This window comes from Gloeothece verrucosa PCC 7822 (genome assembly GCF_000147335.1).
In the GTDB taxonomy this organism is placed as follows: Bacteria; Cyanobacteriota; Cyanobacteriia; order Cyanobacteriales; family Microcystaceae; genus Gloeothece; species Gloeothece verrucosa.
Map to the genome: position 1 here is coordinate 3,757,045 of NC_014501.1, position 19,988 is coordinate 3,777,032.

General features: G+C 40.0%; 20 protein-coding genes and 1 riboswitch. Of the genes, 11 read left to right on the plus strand and 9 right to left on the minus strand.

From position 1 onward, the window contains the following. Positions 1 to 187 precede the first annotated feature (187 nt). Positions 188 to 697: a DUF4149 domain-containing protein gene (locus tag CYAN7822_RS16570; RefSeq protein ID WP_013323413.1), complete on the minus strand. Its 510-nt coding sequence runs from the start codon at positions 695 to 697 to the stop codon at positions 188 to 190. Between the two features lie 283 nt (positions 698 to 980). On the opposite strand from CYAN7822_RS16570, the gene CYAN7822_RS16575 reads away from it, so the two are divergent. Both CYAN7822_RS16575 and CYAN7822_RS16580 read left to right on the plus strand, forming a co-directional pair. Then, the gene (locus CYAN7822_RS16575) at positions 981 to 1,235 is read left to right on the plus strand and encodes a DUF433 domain-containing protein (RefSeq protein WP_013323414.1); all 255 of its coding nucleotides are present in this window, start codon (positions 981 to 983) and stop codon (positions 1,233 to 1,235) included. After that, positions 1,232 to 1,594, plus strand: coding sequence for a DUF5615 family PIN-like protein (locus CYAN7822_RS16580; protein WP_013323415.1), 363 nt, complete (start codon positions 1,232 to 1,234; stop codon positions 1,592 to 1,594). The genes CYAN7822_RS16575 and CYAN7822_RS16580 overlap by 4 nt, the downstream gene beginning before the upstream one ends. 104 nt (positions 1,595 to 1,698) lie before the next feature. Here CYAN7822_RS16580 and CYAN7822_RS16585 read toward each other — a convergent pair whose 3' ends face one another. Both CYAN7822_RS16585 and glnA read right to left on the minus strand, forming a co-directional pair. Beyond that, positions 1,699 to 2,787: a class I SAM-dependent methyltransferase gene (locus tag CYAN7822_RS16585; RefSeq protein WP_013323416.1), complete on the minus strand. Its 1,089-nt coding sequence runs from the start codon at positions 2,785 to 2,787 to the stop codon at positions 1,699 to 1,701. Positions 2,788 to 3,177: 390 nt separating this feature from the next. Further along, on the minus strand, positions 3,178 to 4,599 hold the full coding sequence (gene glnA / locus CYAN7822_RS16590) for a type I glutamate--ammonia ligase (RefSeq protein WP_013323417.1): 1,422 nt from the start codon (positions 4,597 to 4,599) through the stop codon (positions 3,178 to 3,180). A gap of 459 nt (positions 4,600 to 5,058) precedes the next feature. Here glnA and apcB point away from each other — a divergent pair, with 459 nt between their 5' ends. Next, a complete protein-coding gene (apcB, locus tag CYAN7822_RS16595) occupies positions 5,059 to 5,568 on the plus strand; it encodes an allophycocyanin subunit beta (RefSeq protein ID WP_013323418.1) in 510 nt (169 codons plus the stop codon). Positions 5,569 to 5,745: 177 nt separating this feature from the next. After that, positions 5,746 to 6,357: a pseudouridine synthase gene (locus CYAN7822_RS16600; protein WP_013323419.1), complete on the plus strand. Its 612-nt coding sequence runs from the start codon at positions 5,746 to 5,748 to the stop codon at positions 6,355 to 6,357. Here the strand turns inward: CYAN7822_RS16600 and CYAN7822_RS16605 are convergent. Further along, the gene (locus CYAN7822_RS16605; RefSeq protein ID WP_013323420.1) at positions 6,354 to 6,860 is read right to left on the minus strand and encodes a hypothetical protein; all 507 of its coding nucleotides are present in this window, start codon (positions 6,858 to 6,860) and stop codon (positions 6,354 to 6,356) included. The genes CYAN7822_RS16600 and CYAN7822_RS16605 overlap by 4 nt on opposite strands. Positions 6,861 to 7,042: 182 nt before the next feature. Here CYAN7822_RS16605 and CYAN7822_RS16610 point away from each other — a divergent pair, with 182 nt between their 5' ends. Further along, positions 7,043 to 8,062 (plus strand): SPL family radical SAM protein, encoded by a 1,020-nt coding sequence (locus CYAN7822_RS16610; protein WP_013323421.1) that lies wholly within the window; start codon positions 7,043 to 7,045, stop codon positions 8,060 to 8,062. Positions 8,063 to 8,140: 78 nt separating this feature from the next. After that, positions 8,141 to 8,965 (plus strand): Uma2 family endonuclease, encoded by an 825-nt coding sequence (locus tag CYAN7822_RS16615; protein ID WP_013323422.1) that lies wholly within the window; start codon positions 8,141 to 8,143, stop codon positions 8,963 to 8,965. On the opposite strand, the gene CYAN7822_RS16620 is transcribed toward CYAN7822_RS16615, so the two are convergent. Next, positions 8,958 to 9,518 (minus strand): Uma2 family endonuclease, encoded by a 561-nt coding sequence (locus tag CYAN7822_RS16620; RefSeq protein ID WP_013323423.1) that lies wholly within the window; start codon positions 9,516 to 9,518, stop codon positions 8,958 to 8,960. The genes CYAN7822_RS16615 and CYAN7822_RS16620 overlap by 8 nt on opposite strands. Before the next feature lie 266 nt (positions 9,519 to 9,784). Here CYAN7822_RS16620 and CYAN7822_RS16625 point away from each other — a divergent pair, with 266 nt between their 5' ends. From CYAN7822_RS16625 to CYAN7822_RS16635, 3 genes are all read left to right on the plus strand, one after another. After that, on the plus strand, positions 9,785 to 11,200 hold the full coding sequence (locus tag CYAN7822_RS16625; protein WP_041933794.1) for an aromatic ring-hydroxylating dioxygenase subunit alpha: 1,416 nt from the start codon (positions 9,785 to 9,787) through the stop codon (positions 11,198 to 11,200). A gap of 71 nt (positions 11,201 to 11,271) precedes the next feature. Further along, positions 11,272 to 12,411: a hybrid sensor histidine kinase/response regulator gene (locus CYAN7822_RS16630; RefSeq protein WP_013323425.1), complete on the plus strand. Its 1,140-nt coding sequence runs from the start codon at positions 11,272 to 11,274 to the stop codon at positions 12,409 to 12,411. Between the two features lie 388 nt (positions 12,412 to 12,799). Then, complete coding sequence (locus CYAN7822_RS16635) at positions 12,800 to 13,435, plus strand: TMEM165/GDT1 family protein (protein ID WP_013323426.1); 636 nt, start codon at positions 12,800 to 12,802, stop codon at positions 13,433 to 13,435. A gap of 34 nt (positions 13,436 to 13,469) precedes the next feature. Here CYAN7822_RS16635 and cbiQ read toward each other — a convergent pair whose 3' ends face one another. The 3 genes from cbiQ to CYAN7822_RS16650 are packed head-to-tail and all read right to left on the minus strand — an operon-like array spanning position 13,470 to position 15,339. Continuing rightward, positions 13,470 to 14,246, minus strand: coding sequence for a cobalt ECF transporter T component CbiQ (gene cbiQ, locus CYAN7822_RS16640; RefSeq protein WP_013323427.1), 777 nt, complete (start codon positions 14,244 to 14,246; stop codon positions 13,470 to 13,472). A 3-nt stretch (positions 14,247 to 14,249) separates the two neighbouring features. After that, entirely contained in the window at positions 14,250 to 14,609 is a 360-nt protein-coding gene (locus CYAN7822_RS16645; protein WP_013323428.1) for a PDGLE domain-containing protein, read from the minus strand. A 4-nt stretch (positions 14,610 to 14,613) separates the two neighbouring features. Then, positions 14,614 to 15,339, minus strand: coding sequence for an energy-coupling factor ABC transporter permease (locus CYAN7822_RS16650; RefSeq protein WP_013323429.1), 726 nt, complete (start codon positions 15,337 to 15,339; stop codon positions 14,614 to 14,616). A gap of 393 nt (positions 15,340 to 15,732) precedes the next feature. On the opposite strand from CYAN7822_RS16650, the gene CYAN7822_RS16655 reads away from it, so the two are divergent. Beyond that, positions 15,733 to 16,500 (plus strand): energy-coupling factor ABC transporter ATP-binding protein, encoded by a 768-nt coding sequence (locus tag CYAN7822_RS16655; RefSeq protein WP_013323430.1) that lies wholly within the window; start codon positions 15,733 to 15,735, stop codon positions 16,498 to 16,500. A 16-nt stretch (positions 16,501 to 16,516) separates the two neighbouring features. Here CYAN7822_RS16655 and CYAN7822_RS16660 read toward each other — a convergent pair whose 3' ends face one another. Beyond that, complete coding sequence (locus tag CYAN7822_RS16660) at positions 16,517 to 17,851, minus strand: nickel/cobalt transporter (RefSeq protein ID WP_041933795.1); 1,335 nt, start codon at positions 17,849 to 17,851, stop codon at positions 16,517 to 16,519. A gap of 585 nt (positions 17,852 to 18,436) precedes the next feature. Then, positions 18,437 to 18,533, plus strand: a riboswitch (TPP riboswitch). A gap of 8 nt (positions 18,534 to 18,541) precedes the next feature. Here CYAN7822_RS16660 and thiC point away from each other — a divergent pair. Then, a complete protein-coding gene (thiC, locus tag CYAN7822_RS16665; RefSeq protein WP_013323432.1) occupies positions 18,542 to 19,912 on the plus strand; it encodes a phosphomethylpyrimidine synthase in 1,371 nt (456 codons plus the stop codon). The last annotated feature ends 76 nt before the right edge of the window (positions 19,913 to 19,988 follow it).

Here is a 19,988-nt window from a genome sequence, read left to right on the forward strand (position 1 = left end):
ACATTGATGATACCATTGACTTCTTGTTAGAGTCTAATTTTTGGGTATGGATCTTTAGATTGTTCAGTTCTCCCGGTTTTTTGGCTGCCGCTCACTTTCAGGAATTTCAGACTTTTCAGCAAATTTGTCACCAAAAATGAAAACCCCCTCGGAATTTAGAGGGGATTGCTGTTTTTTCTCTTGACTCCTAGGGAACTAAGCAAGAATCCTTATAGCACCATCGGAGTAAGGTCACGCCTAATAGGAGTTTACAGGCTTCTAATATCCAATAACTCCATTGCATGGGGAGCATCACTCCACTCATGGGGTTGATGGGATCGAACTGGTTTAACTGTAGTCCTAATCCGCTCATATAAGGAGTTAGAATATAGGTATAAATTAGGGCAATGATTAACAGAAATGCTGATAGAATAATTGACCAGGTTTCGTGAGAATGAGTTAAGGTATGATGGCGGCGGAATACTAAAATCCCGCTTAAAACTACGGCAGCGCACAATAATTCGAGACGATTGAAAACCCCAAAAATGAGATAACCAGCACTAGCAAATCCTTTAGTAGCCATCATTCCCGATGCTGATAAACCGGGCATGATCACTAAATCGAGAACAATACTGGCACTGAGCCAAAATCCTAAGACGAACATCACTAGGATAGGCCAATTAATTTGGTTTAAGCCCCGTTCAGAATATGTATTCATAAATGTCCTTACGATGCTTTTCTACTTTTTTATTTTACGATTTTTCCAGACAGAGCTTAACAGCTATTCTCGATTTTGATACGTAACTTTACAATGTAAGAGAATGTCATACTAAATTTTTGTCTTTTTTGTTAAGCTTTGTAAATAAAATTAGACAAAAAACTGATAAGGTGGTAATCAGGGAGTATTGCTCAAAGAAGTATTTATGTTATCTTCTAAAAAAGTAAAAGTCCATTACAGTTGATCAAAAGTCCATTACAGTTGATCAAATGAGAGGAAAATTATGTTAAAAAATCTAGATAGAATTACCTTCGATCCAAAAATCATGGCAGGAAAAGCTTGTATTAGAGGAATGCGTGTGCCAGTTTCTTTAATCGTTAATTTAGTAGCCAATGGAAAATCTGAAGCCGAAATTATTGAAGACTATCCTTATATTGAACCTGAAGATATTAGACAATCACTCCTCTATGCGGCTTGGTTAACTGAAGAACGAGTAATTCCCTTAAAACCTATTAATGAAGGCAACTTAGTCAAATGAAATTTTTAGCTGATATGGGGATTTCTCCTCGTACTGTTGATGGGTTAAGAAGGATGGGTTATGAGGCTGTTCATTTAGTTGAGGAAGGTTTAGAGCGGCTTACAGATGAGGAAATTTTAGTGAAAGCACAAAATGAAAATAGAATTATTTTAACAATGGATTTAGATTTTGGTTATTTATTAGCAAGCCGAGGAGAAATTTTGCCCAGTGTGATTTTATTTCGTTTAGGAAACGAAAGCCGTGAAGTCATTGAAGAACGATTGCAAACTGTTTTTAGAGAATGTGTTAATGATTTGCAACTAGGAGCCATTATCTCAGTCAGTGATGAAAGTTTCCGAGTTCGACGTTTGCCTATTTAAAAATAGCCTCATTAAGTTTCAAGGTGGGCAAGGTGGAATATCCTTATTGAAAGATATTTGTCTGCCTTGCCTACCCGGTTAATACAAATGGTGACCAGAAAAGATTAAACAGGTTTATGAGCAATCCAATATTTACTAAATAAATGGTGTTCAATCTCTACATTTTCAAAACCTGCTTTTTCCAAGCGTTCACCTAAATTATCAGTAGTATAGTGCTTGTAATAAGGTTCATGGTAGGTTTTAGGGAAGTTATCGATTAATGTTTGAAATTGGGGTGAATCTATTAGTTGAATGGAGTCACAAATGATAAATATCCCACCCGGTTGAGTTACCCGAAAAGATTCCTCTATCACATTTTGACGTGCTTGAGGCGGTAATTCATGAAATAAAAACACGCTAGTCAGACCATGAAAATAATTATCCTGATAGGGTAATTCTTCAGCATTAGCCTGTACTAATTGGGGAAATTCTCCTGGGATTTTAGAGAGAAGTTGGTGAGCTTTACGGAGATAAGCGGGAGATAAATCTGCCCCAAATAAAGATACTTTTGGCAGAGTAGTCCGCATCATTTTTAATGTGCGGCCTGTTCCGCAAGCGACATCTAAAACTCGGATTTGTTTCGGCGAAAGTTCCCTAAAAGCACTTAATCCTTTTTTTAAAGGTTTCAGAATTCGCCGCCGCATCGGATCAGCATTGCCACTAAACAACAGTTCTACTTGTAGATCATAAAGACTCGCTGACCAATCACTTAAGTAACCATCGGTTTGATGGTGAAAGTTTTGTAGATAGTAACTCGGAAACCCTTCTTGGTCGATCTCGGCTGAAAATTGTTGATGTTTTTTATCTCGAATTTTTTGCCAATTTAAAGGCAAATCTAGCCAAACAGCAGGATAATATAAAAAAAACTCATCCCAAGCATTGTCAAAGAGTAAACTGTGCGGATAAACTCCGTCTTGAGCATCTTGCCAGTCAGTTTGCCGCAATTGCTCTCCACTCTGCTTGAGTGCCTGGATTTCTTCTTCTGGAAGTGGCTTACCCATTTTTTCCCAATCCGGAGCAAAAAATTGAGTCAAACGCCTGCCTAGATTGTTATGAGCTAGTCCGAATAAGGCTTTACCTTGTTGAAAGCTGCTATAAGCGGCTTGAGTCACGGATTCAGGAATAAATCGCTCAAAATTAGCAGTAGATTGCATAGATAAAACGGATTCTATCGCCTAATTTTTTGTTTCTTTTTGTAAATATAATTAATCTACCAAGGATTTGCTACCTTTTGAAGATAGAAAAATCCCTACCAGTAAGCAGTTTGGTTGTGGTGGGTTAATGCCTAAGCAAGGCAAAATGCGCTCATTTAAAATGATTTAAGAGTTACGCACTCCTGATTAAAAACAACGATTTTATGTCCCAAGCGAGCCTTGCTCCCGATCGCGAACAATCTCAAACCCTAATGATTTGGTGGAGAGTGCGTAAGTCCTATGATTTTAGGGAAAAATTAGCCACCTATTGGAAAAAAAACGGAGGCCACAGCCTCCTAGTAGTATTCCCAAGGTTTTACCCTGGGAATGAGAAATAATAGAAAATTCTATTTAAACATCATAGTAAAGCGCAAACTCATAAGGATGAGGACGTAAGCGCATCGGGTTAACCTCATTGTCGAGTTTGTACTCGATCCAATTTTCGATGAAGTCTTCAGTAAAGACTCCTGAATCAGTTAAGAAAGAATGATCCTTCTCTAAATTCTCTAACGCCGCTTCTAAAGAACCCGGAGTAGAAGGAACTTTACTGAGTTCTTCAGGAGAGAGATCATAGATATCTACATCTAGGGGTTCACCGGGATCAATTTCATTCTTAATCCCATCAATCCCTGCACACAGCATAGCCGCAAAAGCGAGGTAAGGATTACAAGTGGCATCCGGACAACGGAATTCTAAGCGCTTGGCTTTAGGATTCGTACCCGACAGAGGAATCCGAATCGAAGCAGAACGGTTACCTTGAGAATAAGCTAAGTTTACCGGTGCTTCAAACCCAGGCACTAGCCGCTTATAAGAGTTCGTAGTGGGGTTAGTCAACGCCAGAAGCGCTGGTGCATGTCTAAGAAGACCACCAATATAATTGAGGGCCATTTTACTCAGATTAGCATAGCCATCGCCCCAGAATAGAGGTTGCCCATTGTTCCAGATAGACTGGTGGGTGTGCATCCCCGACCCGTTATCATTAAATAGGGGTTTGGGCATAAAGGTCACGGTTTTACCGTATTTTTTAGCCACATTCTTGATGACGTATTTGTAAATCATCAAGTTATCTGCTGATTTAATTAAAGTATCAAATCGGATACCGAGTTCGTTTTGTCCTCCTGTGGCTACTTCGTGGTGATGCTTTTCAATGGGAACACCGCATTTCCCCATTGTCAGTAGCATTTCGGTACGCATATCTTGAATGGTATCCGTAGGAGGAACCGGGAAATACCCTTCTTTATAACGAGGTTTATAGCCTAAATTTCCGCCGGCTTCTTCTTTACCAGAATTCCAACGACCTTCTACACTGTCAACGTAGTAATAACTTTTGTTTTCGGCTTGGTCAAAGCGAACATCATCAAAAACGAAAAATTCGGCTTCAGGTCCAAAGAAAGCCGTATCACCAAGACCGGTGCTTCTTAAATAGTCCACCGCTTTAGCCGCAATTGAGCGAGGATCTCTACTATACCATTCCCCTGTTCGAGGTTCTTTGATACTACAGATCATGCTCAAAGTCGGTTCTGCAAAAAAGGGATCAATCCAAGCCGTTGTCGGATCAGGAACCATCGACATATCCGATTCATTGATGGCTTTCCAACCCCGAATACTTGAGCCATCGAAGGGAACCCCATCTGAGAAAGAACTCTCATCGATTTGATCGTAGTAAAAGGAGCAGTGTTGCCAGATTCCCGGCATATCAATGAACTTAAGGTCGATTATTTGAATGTTGTTGTCTTTTATCAGCTTCAAGACTTCTTGTGGCGTTTCAGGCATGAAATGACTCCTTATTTTTGCTAACAGTTTTGTCGCCTCGAATCATCAATCGTAGGGATAGGTTTCTTTATTTTTTGTTCTACTCAATACAGAATAACCTCTGTTGTTACTCTTGAAATCTGTAAACATCCCAAAAAAGTATCTGCTTATACTAATTTTTAGCGACTGTTGCCAAATGTAAAGAAAAATTAAGAAACATCAAGAAATTGTTAAACACTTCTGAGACGGAAACCCTTTGAGATCAATTCATTGGCTGCTGTTGTAAATAATTGTAAAATATCCCCAAGTCCCCGACTCCCGACACCCTACTGCCGACTCCCTCCTATGGGATGATAGATTAAGTAAATTTGGGAAGCCAAAACCCGAGCCTAGGAGTTGCCAAGGAGCGATAAAAGGTCATACCTTAAATATCGTCGGCTAAATGTATTTTACTTTACTGTAATTTAGGAGAACAATTTAATGCGAGACGCAGTGACGACGCTGATCAAAAACTACGATGTAACAGGACGTTATCTCGATCGGGATGCGATGGACAAACTCAAAACCTATTATGAGTCTGGAACCGCTCGGATCGCTGCTGCTGCTATCATTAATGCTAATTCTGCTGACATCGTTCGCAAAGCAGGCATTCAATTATTTGAAGAAGTGCCAGAATTAATCCGTCCGGGTGGTAATGCCTATACCACTCGTCGCTATTCCGCTTGTTTGCGGGATATGGATTATTATCTCCGTTATGCCAGTTATGCTTTAGTAGCGGGGGATTCTGATGTACTGGATGAACGGGTACTGCAAGGGCTACGAGAAACCTATAATTCTTTAGGGGTTCCCATTGGTCCTACGGTGCGTGGGATTCAAATTATGAAAGATCTGATTAAAGATCAAGTGGCAGAGGCAGGCATTATTAATACTTCCTTTGTAGATGAACCTTTTGATCATTTGACCCGTGAGTTAAGCGAGATTTCCGTATAAGAATCTGGCAACTGTTTGAGGTCATGATTGTGTCTAACGCCTTAGCCGCTTTTAGTTCTAGGTTAAAGGCGATCTTAACTAAGCCTGCCTACGCGGGCTATATTTAACAGTTATCAGTGAATGGTTAAGTGTCATCCTGACAACTGAGTGATAAGTCTGTGTAGGCAGTCTTGGTTTATGTATAAGTATATTTTGTTTTACAAACCTTATAATGTCCTGTGTCAATTCACCGATAACAGTGGAGACAAGACGAACCGTCAAACGCTGAAAGATTTTATTGATATTCCTCATGTTTATTCTGTCGGGCGCTTAGATTTAGATAGCGAAGGGCTGTTATTATTGACCGATAACGGGCCACTGCAACACCGCCTAGGTCATCGTCAATTTGCTCACCCCCGCACTTATTGGGTACAGGTGGAAAATATTCCCGATGAAGCGGCTTTGAATCGTTTACGGGAAGGGGTCAAAATTGAGGACTATTGGACGCGAAAGGCATCGGTTATCAAATTACCTACAGAACCCGTTTTACCCCCTCGTAACCCCCCTATTCGCTATCGTAAGAGTATACCGACTTGTTGGTTAGAGATCACCCTCACCGAAGGACGCAACCGACAAGTCAGACGCATGACGGCGGCAGTGGGTTATCCTACTTTACGGTTAGTTCGGGTTGCTATGGGTATCGGTAAAGGGAAAAATGAGTTTCAATTAGGTTTGGAAGGGTTGGAACCCGGACAGTGGCGCGAAGTGACAGAGATTGAACGAAAGGCGTTAGAACGGAATTTAATTTAAAATTTTAAATCCAACTTTAATTGCTTACATTTACTTTTAACAATAATATCTCCTAGCTTAAGTTTCTTAGAACTGGTTATTTTACCATCTCTAATAACTTGTAAATCTCCCTCGTTTACTTGCTCATTGATCACTTGAATATAATCATCTAGAGTAGCTGGATTTTTTTGCATTGTTGAGTTGTGCAAATCATCTAAAATAATTCCTTCAGGATGATCATAAATAATTGGCATTAACTCTTCCCGAAGATTTTCTATACATTTATTTTTATTTTCTTTTTCTATATCAATTACGGATAAATTGGTTTCATAATAATCAGGCGTTCTAAACCCAAGGCCGTAAATACCATAATCAAATTGATAAGCTAAATCTAATGTATTATGCTCCCAAAGAGTGTATTTAATCTCCCTTTGTGCAGGAGGGCGACTAGCTAAGTGCATCAAATAATATTTAGGCTGAGTTTTGTTAGGTAAAAAGGTAAATTGTTTCCATTGCTGTTCCAAGAGGTTTTATTGTCACTCATCTTTCTACTTTTATATTTACTATTAAAAAATATTGACTGATTCCACAAATTTTGATACAATCAAATCACCCTTAATAAATTCAAAAGTTAATATAAATAAATAAAACTTAAATCAACTTAATTTATATTAATCATTCAAATTAATTGTAGGTAACTAGGATCATGAGCATAGCTAAAGGAACTGAAAATATTGTCAATCCGCTTCAAGAAAGTGCGCTTAACAAAAAAGGTCTCTGTGATTATGTTATTAATATAGCATCAGGATGCTTACACGGATGCACTTTTTGCTACGTCCCATCTACACCAGCTATTAGAACTAGACAGAAACAATTACAATCTCAAGGAGTAAGCGATCCTCAACAAGACTGGGGCAAATATCTATTTGTTCGTGAAGAAGTTCCTGAAAAGCTTGAAGAAATTCTGAGTCGAAAAAAATCATGGCGAACAACTGAAGCAGGTAAAGGAGTTACTCTACTTTGTTCAGGAACCGATCCTTATCAAAATCAAGCCACCGCATCTGTAACTCGTCAAACCGTTAAAGTTTTACTTAAATATAACAAAAGAGTAAGAATCTTAACTCGTGGTTTGTTATGGGTTAATGACCTTGATATACTTCGACATCCTAATGTGACTGTAGGTATGAGTCTTCCAAATTTAGAGGATAGCTTCAGTCGCCAAATAGAACCCCAAGCACCGCCTCCTAGTGAGCGTTACAAAGCTCTTGAAAAAGGGTTTAAAGCCGAGTGTCGTCTTTATATTGCAGCAGCACCAACCCCTCCTTATATGGAACGTGAACATTTTAAAAAACATTTAGATGAACTGATGAAACTTGATCCAGAAGTGATATTTTGGGAACCTATTAATGCTCGTGGTACTAATGGAAAACGAATGTTAGCAGCCGGGTTAGATTTTACTAAATCTGTCATGAGTAAAAATTCATGGGCTGAATATTTTGTAAGGCAATGGGAAGCTATTGAAGAAGCGGCTGATGAGATTGGATGTAAAGAACGCTTACATATTTGGCCAGATAAAGAACTAAAAGGATATGTAGACCTGAAAAAATTAGAATTTTGGTGGTCAAGGCCAACTGTAGAAAAATGGGAAAATAAAACAAAAATAAAAGAGAGTTTTTTAGGTTTAGAGGAACCAGTCAAAAAACAAACATTATTAAATTCCCTATAATTTAAAATTTGTAGGGGGCGTTAAAATAATAGCTGTAGGCTCAAATATAATAAAATCAGACTTAACTCATTGATCCTTATGAATCAAGCCATAGAATCTTTTCAACTTCCTCCACCCTTCCCCGATCATACTCAACTCCCCGACTCGGATGGCACTTTTGTGAAAAACTTTCAAGAACATCCTCAAAGTATTCTCCTAACTGACTCCATCGGCCCAGTTTTAGAACAAATACACCCAGATGGACAATATGTCATCGGACAAGACTGCGGCATCTATTGGCGAGAAACTGACCCCCCTGAAAAAGGCGCAGAAGCACCGGATTGGTTTTATGTGGGTAATGTTCCTCCTAACCTCGATGGTGAGATCCGCCGGTCTTATGTACTCTGGCGGGAATTTATCACCCCTTTAATTGTTTTAGAATTTGCCAGTGGGGATGGAAGCGAAGAAAAAGATACAACCCCTTTATCTCGCACCGAACCCGGCAAAAAACCGGGTAAATTATGGGTATATGAACGCATTATGCGAATTCCCTATTATGGAATTTATGTGATTAAAACCGGTCAGTTAGAAGTTTATAACTTGATCAACGGGTTTTATCGTCCTCTCGAAGTCAATGAACGGGACCATTATCCCATTGATCCATTAGGGATAGAATTAGGATTATGGCAGGGAAATTATCAAAATCAATCCCTGTTATGGTTACGGTGGTGGGATAATAGAGGCAATCTCTTATTAATTGGTGATGAACGGGCCGAACAAGAACACCAACGAGTCCAACAGCTAGAACAGGCCCAAATGGAAGCTATCCCCCGTTTACACCAGATGGGTTTGACTGTAGAACAAATTGCTGAAGCGTTAAGCTTACCAGTTCAGCAAGTTAGAGAAATTCTCAAAGTTAACTAACAAAAATTTCTGCAACAGAAATCTCAACATCAGGAAAAGCTAAAGGAGAAATTACCGAACCAACCGTTAAGGTTATCATTTCTTGATAATCCCCATCTGATGGACAGCGATAAACTTTTAACTCTTTATTGATAACATCAACGATCCAATAATCCTGTATCCCTTCAGTCGCATAAACTTTCTTTTTAACAGAAGTATCAAAAGTTAATGTCGACTTGGAAACTTCTACCAACAAGTCAATATCTTCCCCATAAGGATGATGAGACAAATAAATTACAGGAGGAAGTCGGACGAGCGCTATATCTAAGGATAGTTCACTATTCGTTGAAAGAGTGATCGGTTTATTTTCTCTCACTAACGCTCGTCCGGCAAGAGCTAACCTGAGTCTGTCTGCTAAAGTTTGTCCATAATAACTATGTTCGGTTCCTTCCGGTGGCATTTCAACAATTAAACCATCGACTAATTGGACGTTTCTGTGAGCAAGAACCCCTGAATCTATGATTTTATGATATTCTTTTACTGAAAAAAGAGCAGTAGCTACTGTTGAGGTCATAAAAAAGCTTTTTTCTTCTTTTTTTTAATTATAGGTTAGATAAAAGCGATCGCCATCTTCTAGGGACTACGCCGCAATAACACACCCTACAAGACAAGCCGCAAAAATGTCACAATAATTAACAGAACCGATCCCATTCCGAACATGAACCATGACCTCGTTCCCTTTTTAGCCGGTGTCGCCTTGCTCATCGTTTACCTGATCTTTTCGGCCCTCACAGAAATGGGCACTAAATGGCCTTGGAACAAATCACAAAAATAACCCCTATGACATCTACTGAACTCATTGCTTTTAACAAAATCTCACCCACAACATCCTTTAACCAAACTGACGAATTAAGCGCCGGCGGTTTAGACCCCACTCGCTTCGACCCCCAAGAAGCTTGGTATCCTATCCACTACGTTAAAGACCTAGATAAGACTAAACCGACCTCCTTTACCCTCCTAGACCGAAAATTAGTCATCTGGTGGGATAAAAACGCTGACCAGTGGCGCGTATTTGATGATCAATGTCCCCACCGTTTGGCCCTATTATCAGAAGGGCGAATTAATGAAGAGGGTTTGATAGAATGCCCTTATCATGGTTGGACTTTCTCGGGTTCGGGTAAATGTGAATTTATCCCCCAACAACCCCAAGGAACCAAAGCAGAAGACTCTAAAAGAGCTTGTGTCAATTCGTTACCGGTTAGCGTCTGTCAGGGGTTACTCTTTACCTATCCCGGCAACCCAGAAAACGCCCCAAAAGTTCGAGTTCCTATCATTGAACCCTTAGAAGATAATTCTGGTGAGTGGGTTTGTATAGACACTTTTAGAGACCTTCCTTATGATGCTCTAACCGTGTTAGAAAATGTCCTTGACTCTAGCCATGTCCCCTATACCCATCATGGTACAGTGGGTAATCGGCAAAATGCCGCACCAGTTGAATTAGAAATAGTAAAATCAGGACGAGAGGGGTTTATTGGCGCTTGGGAAGAGGGACCCCGAAAAGGAACCCTCGGGCGGCAAGATACCATTTTTATTGCCCCGAATTTCATGTATCATGACCTTACTTCTAAACAGTTTGGTCGTACTTTAACCGTTGTTTATGCCACTCCCATTAGTAAAGGAAAATGTCGTTTATTTGCCCGTTTTCCCTTTAAGTTTGCCGCTAAACTGCCTGGGCTATTCATTAACCTTACCCCTCGCTGGTATTCTCACACCAATCAGAATACAATTTTAGAAGATGACCAAATTTTTCTGCATTACCAAGAACGTTTTTTAGAACAAGCAGGAGGAAGCCAAAAGTTTAATAAAGCCTTCTATTTGCCCACAAAAGCAGACACCTATGTTAGCGCTTTGCGTCAATGGGTCAATCAATATCAGGCCGAACCTTTTAAAGAGCAAACATTAGCGCCACCTTTGTCAAAAGAAGAGTTACTTGATCGTTATCACTCTCACACCGTTAATTGTGCGAGTTGTTCGGCGGCATTAGCCAATATTCAACGCTCTAGAATGGTAGTAGGTATATTAGCCGCTCTCGCTATTATCCTCGCCCCTCTGTTGGCCGTTTCCTTAGACTCCTTATTAGCGGTTTCCCTAGCAACAGGAATTAGTCTCATAAGCGGCGCAACTTGGCTCGGTTTAGGACAACTAGAACAACGATTTTTTAAAGGTTCTTCTCTCCCCTCTAGAAATCACCCATAACTCGGGAGTAAAGAGTAGGAGAAACCACTATAACTAATAACTAATGACCAACGACTAATGACTAATAACTGATGGATAAAGGAAATATCCTTGTGGTTGATGATACCCCTGATAATGTGCGGCTTTTGGCCACCATGCTGTCAGAAAAAGGGTACAAAGTACGTAAAGCCCTTAACGGACAAATAGCCATAAATACGGTACAAACCGTACCGCCAGACCTGATTTTACTGGATATTAATATGCCGGGAATGAATGGCTATCAAGTCTGTCAAGCCCTTAAATCTGATGAAAAAACCCAGGATATTCCTGTTATCTTTATTAGTGCCCTTGATGATGTTTTAGATAAAGTAAAAGCGTTTAAAGTGGGAGGAGTCGATTATATTACTAAACCGTTTCAAGGAGAGGAAATTCTTGTACGAGTGGAAAATCAGCTTACTATCTGTCGTCAAAAAAAACAGCTTCAACAAGAAATTTTAGACAGACAAAAGGCACAAGAAGCTTTACAAGTTTATCTTCATGCGGTTTCTCATGATTTACGCAACCCAGTTATTGGGATGTCGATGATCTTTAATCATTTACTGAAATCGAGTTTAAAAACGCCTGACTCGCCAACCATTTCGCTTTCTATTTCGGTGTTAAAACAATTAGCGAATAGCTGCGATCGTCAATTAGCGTTGATTAATTCTCTGGTTGAAACACAGCAATTTGATATCTGGGGTGTTTCCCTAGAGTGCAAACCGTTATCGCTTTTCCACCTCTCCCAACAACTGGCCTTTGAGTGGCAACTTAGACTCGAACAACATCAAGCTACCATAGAAAATAAAATTTCTCCAGATTTACCCCCAGTCAATGCAGATAGCAATCAACTCTGGCGAGTCTATGAAAATTTATTGGCTAATGCCCTTAAATATAATACTTCAGGGCTGAAAATTATCCTTAATGCTACGACGGTTGCACAACAGACAGATCCCTCTAAAACTATGATTCGTTGTAGCGTTAGGGATGATGGCGTGGGAATGGCGGCCGAAATCGCTCAAGGTCTATTTGAACGCTACTATCGAGGGGAACAAGCTAGACGCACAAGCGGCTTAGGATTAGGTTTATATTTATGCCGCCAAATTATTAATGCTCATGGTGGCCAAATTGGAGTCATTACTCATCCCAATGATGGGGCAGAATTTTGGTTTACTTTGCCCATTGTTGATCATTAGAGATCACCTAGATCTTTGACTCAACTTTCATTTTTATATCATTTTTATATCATTTATTTTTCATAAAAACACAATTTTTGAAATTAGAAAAAAGTCCTCAAAGGGCTTGTCATCTGTCTAAAGTCGTAGTAATATATAGTCATGTTTGAAGGGGAGTAGCTGCTGACCTAAAAGATCAGCCCACTTGAGTCAACATACTGGCTAATTGCCTGGTTCAAGTGACAAGTCCCAGCACCACAGCAAAGTCAACATTGCTGCATTGAGGCTAAAAAGACTTGGGAGCAAGACCTTCACTAAGTTCACGTTCGATGTGAGCTTGGTGAAGTAGTGCGTCTCTCATCAAGCTCCATCAGGAAAGTCAACACAAAAGATAGGAGCTTGAAAGAAAGTGTTAACAGCATTTACAGCCGGTTTATTACTCATCACCATTTCCGAATTAGGAGATAAAACCTTTTTTATCGCGGTTATCTTATCAATGCGTCATTCCCGTCGATTGGTTTTGAGTGCGGTAATTGCTGCCTTAGCTTCCATGACCTTGCTATCTGTATTAATGGGTCAGGCAATCTCTTTTCTCCCTAAACATTATATACATTGGGCTGAGATTGCACTATTTCTTGGATTTGGTTTAAAGTTAATCTATGATGCTAGTCAAATGCCTAGCCAGTCTCAAGGAACAGTCATTAAAGAGGCAGCCGAAGCCGTTGACCAGATTCCCCAAAGCGGCAATAGACTGACTAAACTTTTAGCACGATATCCTCAGATCGGCATCTGGCTTCAAGCTTTCTCGATGACCTTTTTAGCTGAGTGGGGTGATCGCACCCAAATAAGTACAATTGCATTAGCTTCATCTTACAATGTGATTGGAGTAACAACCGGAGCCATTTTAGGCCATGGGATTTGTAGTGTGATTGCCGTTATTGGCGGAAAATTGGTAGCCGGACGCATATCCGAACGCACGATAACTTTTGTGGGTGGTATTTTATTTCTCATCTTTGGCGTAGTGGCAGGAATTGAAGGAGTTTAAAACCTGTAATAGTAAACAGTTAACGGTTAAGGGGTTAGCTGTTTACCGGAACAATTTGTCCTAACAAAACCACCATTACAGTCACCATTAAAGCAATGCCATCACGTTTTCTGTAAGGCGGCAATTTTTCAGCCGGAGGGAAACCCGAATAACCTCGGGATAACATTGCTTGATAAATACGCTCCCCTCGTTCGTAAGTACGGATAAATAAAGAACCAATCATATTACCCACAAGGCGACGAGTTGCCCATTTATTCACCATTAAATTTCGAGACAGTGCCGCACGCCGCATGGTATTAAATTCTTCGGTTAATACCTTAAGGTAGCGATACATAGAAGCCATAATAGCCACCAATAACGGCGGTGTTCGTAACGCTAATAAAGCCTGAAATAAAGAAGGAATAGAAGTGGTTAAAGTGAGGACATTAAGCATCAACAAACAGAGAAACACTTTTAGAGTAACACTCCCTAAAACCATTAACCCTATATGAGTAATTTTAATCAACCCCCATGACCAAACGACCTCACCTTCAGGACGAAACAAGGTTCCCAATAATACCACTCCCACAAAAGCAAACTCTACCCCAACCCGAGACAATAACTGAGTCAGGGAAATACGAGAGAGTAAGATGACAAAAAGAACACCCAGTCCATAGACTCCCCAGGTTTTCCAATGTCCATTAGGAGTCAAAGCAATGGCAAAGACGCTAATAATCGTACATAATAAACGAGTCTGTGGAGTTAAAGAATGCCATAACGTGTAAGTTTTAGTTTTAGACTGCCGTCTAAACCCATGAATATGCAAAAGCATAAATTACTCAGAACGATTAGAATCAGATGAATGATCAAGGGTAGAACGACGAACCAGAAGCTTACCCACTCCCCAAGCTATGCCAAAAGTGGCTAAAGTCCCTATTAAACCCGCTAAAGGCGTGGCGACTGTTTTGGGTACCCCTCTAACGGCATATTCTTCAAATAGACCATAGAACGGTAATTTTTTCGCTGGGGTATCTTCGGCCGCTTTATGGTCAAATTTCAAATCTTGGGATACTCGATCGAGTCCATCAGGATCAGGACTAGCAAAAGGCGATAAAAACATAGCGATGATTAAAGCAATGCCTAAGCCGCTTACCATAAATAAACGATTTCGTTTGAGCAAAGGATGATGATTCATGTTCTTAGACCTTTTCTCGATCAGTTAAAATACTTTCAGCTTGCGGACGTGGAGGGTCATAAAGCAAATCAGGACGAGATCGCCAAACATAATTCACCGCAATGACCGTAATAATGGCCTCACCGACCCCAATTAAAACGTGCCAAGATAACATCGATACTATAGCTACCATTAAGGGGACTGTTCCAGATAAGGCTAATTCGAGCGAGGCTAAAAAAGCTGCCACCACCACACTTAACCAAGCCACTACTGCCACTGAAATTAACATTGCTCGCTCACTATTACGGCCTATAGTGAGGCGAATAGCTTTATAGAGATAATAGCCGCCGAATGTCCCGATCAATCCCATATTAAAAATATTGGCTCCTAACACCGTCAAGCCGCCATCTTGAAAGAAAGTCCCTTGAACAATAAACACCACTGCCATGACTAAACTTCCCGCCCAAGGACCTAATAAAACCCCTGCCAGAGTTCCTCCGAGCAAATGACCAGATGTCCCCCCAGGAATCGGAAAATTAATCATTTGAGCGGCAAAAATAAAGGCAGCACAAACTCCCATCAAAGGAACGGCGCGTTCTTGATAATGAGCTTGCACCCGCTTGAGTGCTATGGTGATCAAAACTAATGTGGCTATCCAGGTAAACAAGCTCACCGGTAGGCTTAAAAAGCCATCCGGAATGTGCATAGCTAAATAAAACGTACCTGGACAAAGTTGGGATAATGGGAACATGAGACATTCCTGCTCTACAGTTTTATTTTTCAGTATCCTTGCCTAATATAAGATTTTTCAATCCCCCTACAGGGTATCTTCACAGGATCTTAAGTTTTGTTACATATTTTCTTGTCATCATTAACAATAGATAGTCATTAATAATTAGTGATTAGTCAATAGTCATTAGCCATCAGTCTTTAGAGAGGAGTTATCGCCTACATAAAACGGCCATAGAAAAATCATTGCTGTCACGGGCGTTTTCATCTTTGAGACTTTCCTAAGCACTCCTTGGATTGGTATAACAGTGAACAGTAAAAGTTATCAATTCACCACTGACTAATGACTCATGACCCATGACTAATAACTAATAACTATTGACTAATAACTATTGACTCAAATCATCATTCTAAGATGCACCATAATCCAGTAAAAATTGAAAATCTCAGCTATAATTATCCTGACGGAACACAAGCCCTACAAAACATTAACTTGTCAATACAAGCTAATGAGCGAGTGGCCTTAATTGGCGCTAACGGTTCAGGAAAATCTACCCTACAGTTTCATCTCAATGGAATTTTTCTTCCTCAAGCAGGACAAATTCAAGTAGGAGAATGGCCGGTCAATGAGCAAAATTTAACAGAAATTCGCAATTTTGTCGGTTTAGTCTTTCAAAATCCTGATGATCAGTTATTTATGTCCACCGTTTGGGAAGATGTGGCCTTTGGTCCCATGAATAGGGGTTTAGAAGGAGAACAATTAGAACAGCGCGTTATTGAAGCGATGGAGTCTGTCAATATCGATCCTCATACCTACGCACACCGTAACCCCGATAACTTATCCGGGGGAGAAAAAAAACGAGTGGCCATTGCTGGAGTTTTAGCGATGGAACCTCAGATTTTAGTCCTAGATGAACCTTCTGCACAATTAGATCCCCGTTCCCGTCGTCAGTTATTAGAGTTGTTAAAAACCCTTCCTTTAACTCAATTGGTCGCCACACACGATTTAGATTTAGCGGTGGAATTATGCGATCGCACTGTGATTTTGAGTCAGGGTCAAGTGGTCTATGATGGCGATACAGTAGAAGTGATGAATGATGCGGATTTTCTCCAACAACACGCCCTAGAACCTCCCTTATGTTACAGCCGCCCTTACTGTAACTTAGCAGATGCCCCTATGTAAGAAAGGGATAACCAATTCAGCTTTGCTCACCGTAAGGAATAGGTTCCGTTAAAGAATATATTTGTCCCACAGCTTGATAGGTTAATCCTAAACCAATAAAAGTAATTAATAAAGCACTCACAAGGGGAACAAATTTAATCATTTTAATCTGAGTAGGAATACGTTCAAATAAATGCTTGGCACTGACTAATAAGAGTCCTATGGCGGTTAATGTTCCTGTCAACCCTAAACTAAAAATAAAAACCAGTAATAATCCCAAACCCGTTTGTCCTAATGCGATCATACTTAACAGTAACACTAAAGCCGCCGGACAAGGAACTAACCCCCCTGCAATTCCTAAAGCCATTAAACCCCGCCAACTCATCAAAGATTCATCTTGAGCAGGCAATAAGTGAGTATGGGAATGATGATGGTGATGATCATGATGATGATGGTGATCATGGTCATGGTCATGATGGATATGTTTACCCTTTTTAACGGGAAAAGCCAGACGATCCTTGAGCAAATTGACCCCGATCAGCAAAATCATTAAACCTGAAACTAAACTTAACCAAGGATAAAACTGAATAGGTAATAAATATTGAGAAGCAATTAAAGTAATGATTCCCAACGCAAAAACCCCAAGAGTATGAGTAATGGTTGTAGTTAATCCTAAAAACAGCGCGTGTTTTGCCTTGGCTTTTGATCCCACTAAATAAGCACCCACAAGGGTTTTCCCATGACCCGGTGATAAAGCATGAATCGCTCCCCAAGAAAAAGCCACCGCAAAAGCAATTAATCCACCACCACTCAGCAGTTTTCCTCGTCCCTTATTTAACTCGACTCTAAGCACTCTATGCTTGGGCATTAAAGTATAATTCTTCAGTTCTCCATTGTTTAAAATGGTTGCTAGACAATGAGTATTATAAGTTTTATCAAATAAATTATAATCAATTTTTAGCTCGGTAATTGGTTCAGCCCATCGATATTTTAAAGTGATGCTTTTGTGGCTATTACTGGCTGATAAATTAGTCCCAAATAGCCCTTTTTTGCTGGCATTTACGGTTACGAATCCTGGCTCTCCTTTCCCATTAGTTATCAGAAGATATTCGTTAAAAAATGCGGCTAAGTTTTGTCGATTTTTTTCAATTTCTGACGAAGATAAACGCTGATTTTGATCCTCATCAGCCCAGGCCAGTAAATGAGTGGATAAACTAAGATTAACTTGAGCCTCCTCGGGTTTAATTACCACATCTAGCAGGGATAAATCCGCTACATGAGACTGACTGGGCAGAGCGAAAAAATTTGATAAGATTAATGCTCCTAAAAATATGAGCAAATTGTGTTTAATCCACCGTTTTATTCTTCTCATCTCTACCATTAATATAATTACTTAAATTTTATTTGTTTTATTATTTATTCTGATGGTTAAAATTTTAATTTAGTTCCTCTAAAATGTTTACCCTAAATTTGCTCAAAATTTTGCCAATAATAGCTTTTAAAAGCCTTAATTTTTTAAACGAGAGTTATCAATCCTTAAATACATATTTTATTTAATTTGTCAAATTTAATTTTTTATGCGTTACATAACTACATAAAAAAAGTGTCTCGATATTTAGCGTTCTGGCTGAGTTCTCTCTTTGATTTGTTGAGCTTTTTTTCTGAAAGTGTTTTAGAATAAGGCTTTTAAAGCTTTTTTTCTCAAGAGTCAATAAAAGTAGACATAAATATCCCTATTATGAAATTCTAGCAAATCTCTAGAATGACGCAATTTCATCAATTAATAAAAAACTTTCTCAATTAATTATTAAGTTTTGTAAAGTTTTAAGAAATGTAAATTTTAAAATTTCAAACAAAACAGGAAAATCAATAAGTTTAGCTAAAGATAAGAACGAAGAACATGAGCAAAAAGCGATCATCGCCTATGGGATCAAACCACGATCAATGCTAAAATTCACAGTTAAGCTAGGGGTGTTTGGACTGTCCAAGCTGAGAGATACCCTTAGAACCTGAGACTGGGTAATACCAGCGTAGGGAAGCTGTCTATAGAGGAACAAAGAAGATGAGAGCAGAATGGGTTGCCAAGCGCATTGGACACAGCAATGTATCGCAGATGCACTATGCCCGAAAAGGCATAATTACCGAAGAGATGCAATATGTAGCACAACGGGAGAACCTGCCGGTCGAGTTGATCCGGGATGAAGTGGCCCGAGGACGGATGATTATCCCGGCAAACATCAATCACACAAATCTAGAACCGATGTGTATTGGCATTGCCTCTAAATGTAAAGTCAATGCGAATATAGGCGCATCTCCTAACTCTTCTGATGTGGAGCAAGAGCTAGAAAAACTGAGATTATCGGTAAAATATGGGGCTGATACCGTCATGGACTTATCTACCGGTGGCGGAAATTTGGATAGCATTCGCACGGCGATTATTAATGAGTCTCCGGTTCCCATTGGAACTGTACCCATTTACCAAGCCTTAGAAAGCGTTCATGGACGCATGGAAAATCTAACCCCTGATGACTTCCTTCATATCATTGAAAAGCACGCTCAACAGGGAGTAGATTACATGACGATTCATGCCGGCATTCTCATGGAATATTTACCTCTTGTGAGAAACCGCATTACAGGCATAGTTTCCCGAGGAGGGGGAATTATCGCCCGATGGATGCTGCATCATCATAAACAAAATCCTCTATATACCCACTTTGACGATATCATCGAAATCTTTAAAAAATACGATGTTTCTTTCAGTTTAGGGGACTCCCTGCGGCCAGGATGTGTTCATGATGCCTCTGATGAAGCACAACTGTCTGAACTGAAAACCCTAGGTCAATTAACCCGCCGCGCTTGGGAACATGATGTACAAGTGATGGTAGAAGGTCCCGGTCATGTACCGATGGACCAGATTGAATTTAACGTCAGAAAACAGATGGAAGAGTGCAACGAAGCACCGTTCTATGTGTTAGGTCCCTTGGTAACGGATATTGCCCCAGGATACGATCATATTACTTCAGCCATCGGAGCCGCCATGGCCGGATGGTATGGTACCGCAATGCTCTGCTATGTAACCCCTAAAGAACATTTAGGACTGCCTAACGCTGAAGATGTGCGTAATGGGTTAATTGCTTATAAAATAGCGGCTCATGCGGCTGATATTGCCCGTCATCGTCAGGGTGCAAGAGATAGAGATGATCAACTCTCTACTGCTCGCTATAATTTTGATTGGAATAAACAATTTGAGTTATCTTTAGATCCGGACCGGGCTAGAGAATATCATGATGAAACTTTGCCAGCAGATATTTATAAAACGGCTGAATTCTGCTCGATGTGTGGGCCTAAATTCTGTCCCATGCAGACCAAAATGGATGCTGATGCTTTAACCGAGTTAGAAAAGTTCTTGGCAAAAGAAGCAGTTAAGAGTTAATAGTCAGTGGTCAGTGGTTAGTGGTCTTTAAAGGCGCTCTTCTGTGAGTGGCCATTTCCATTAGCTTTTACAGCTT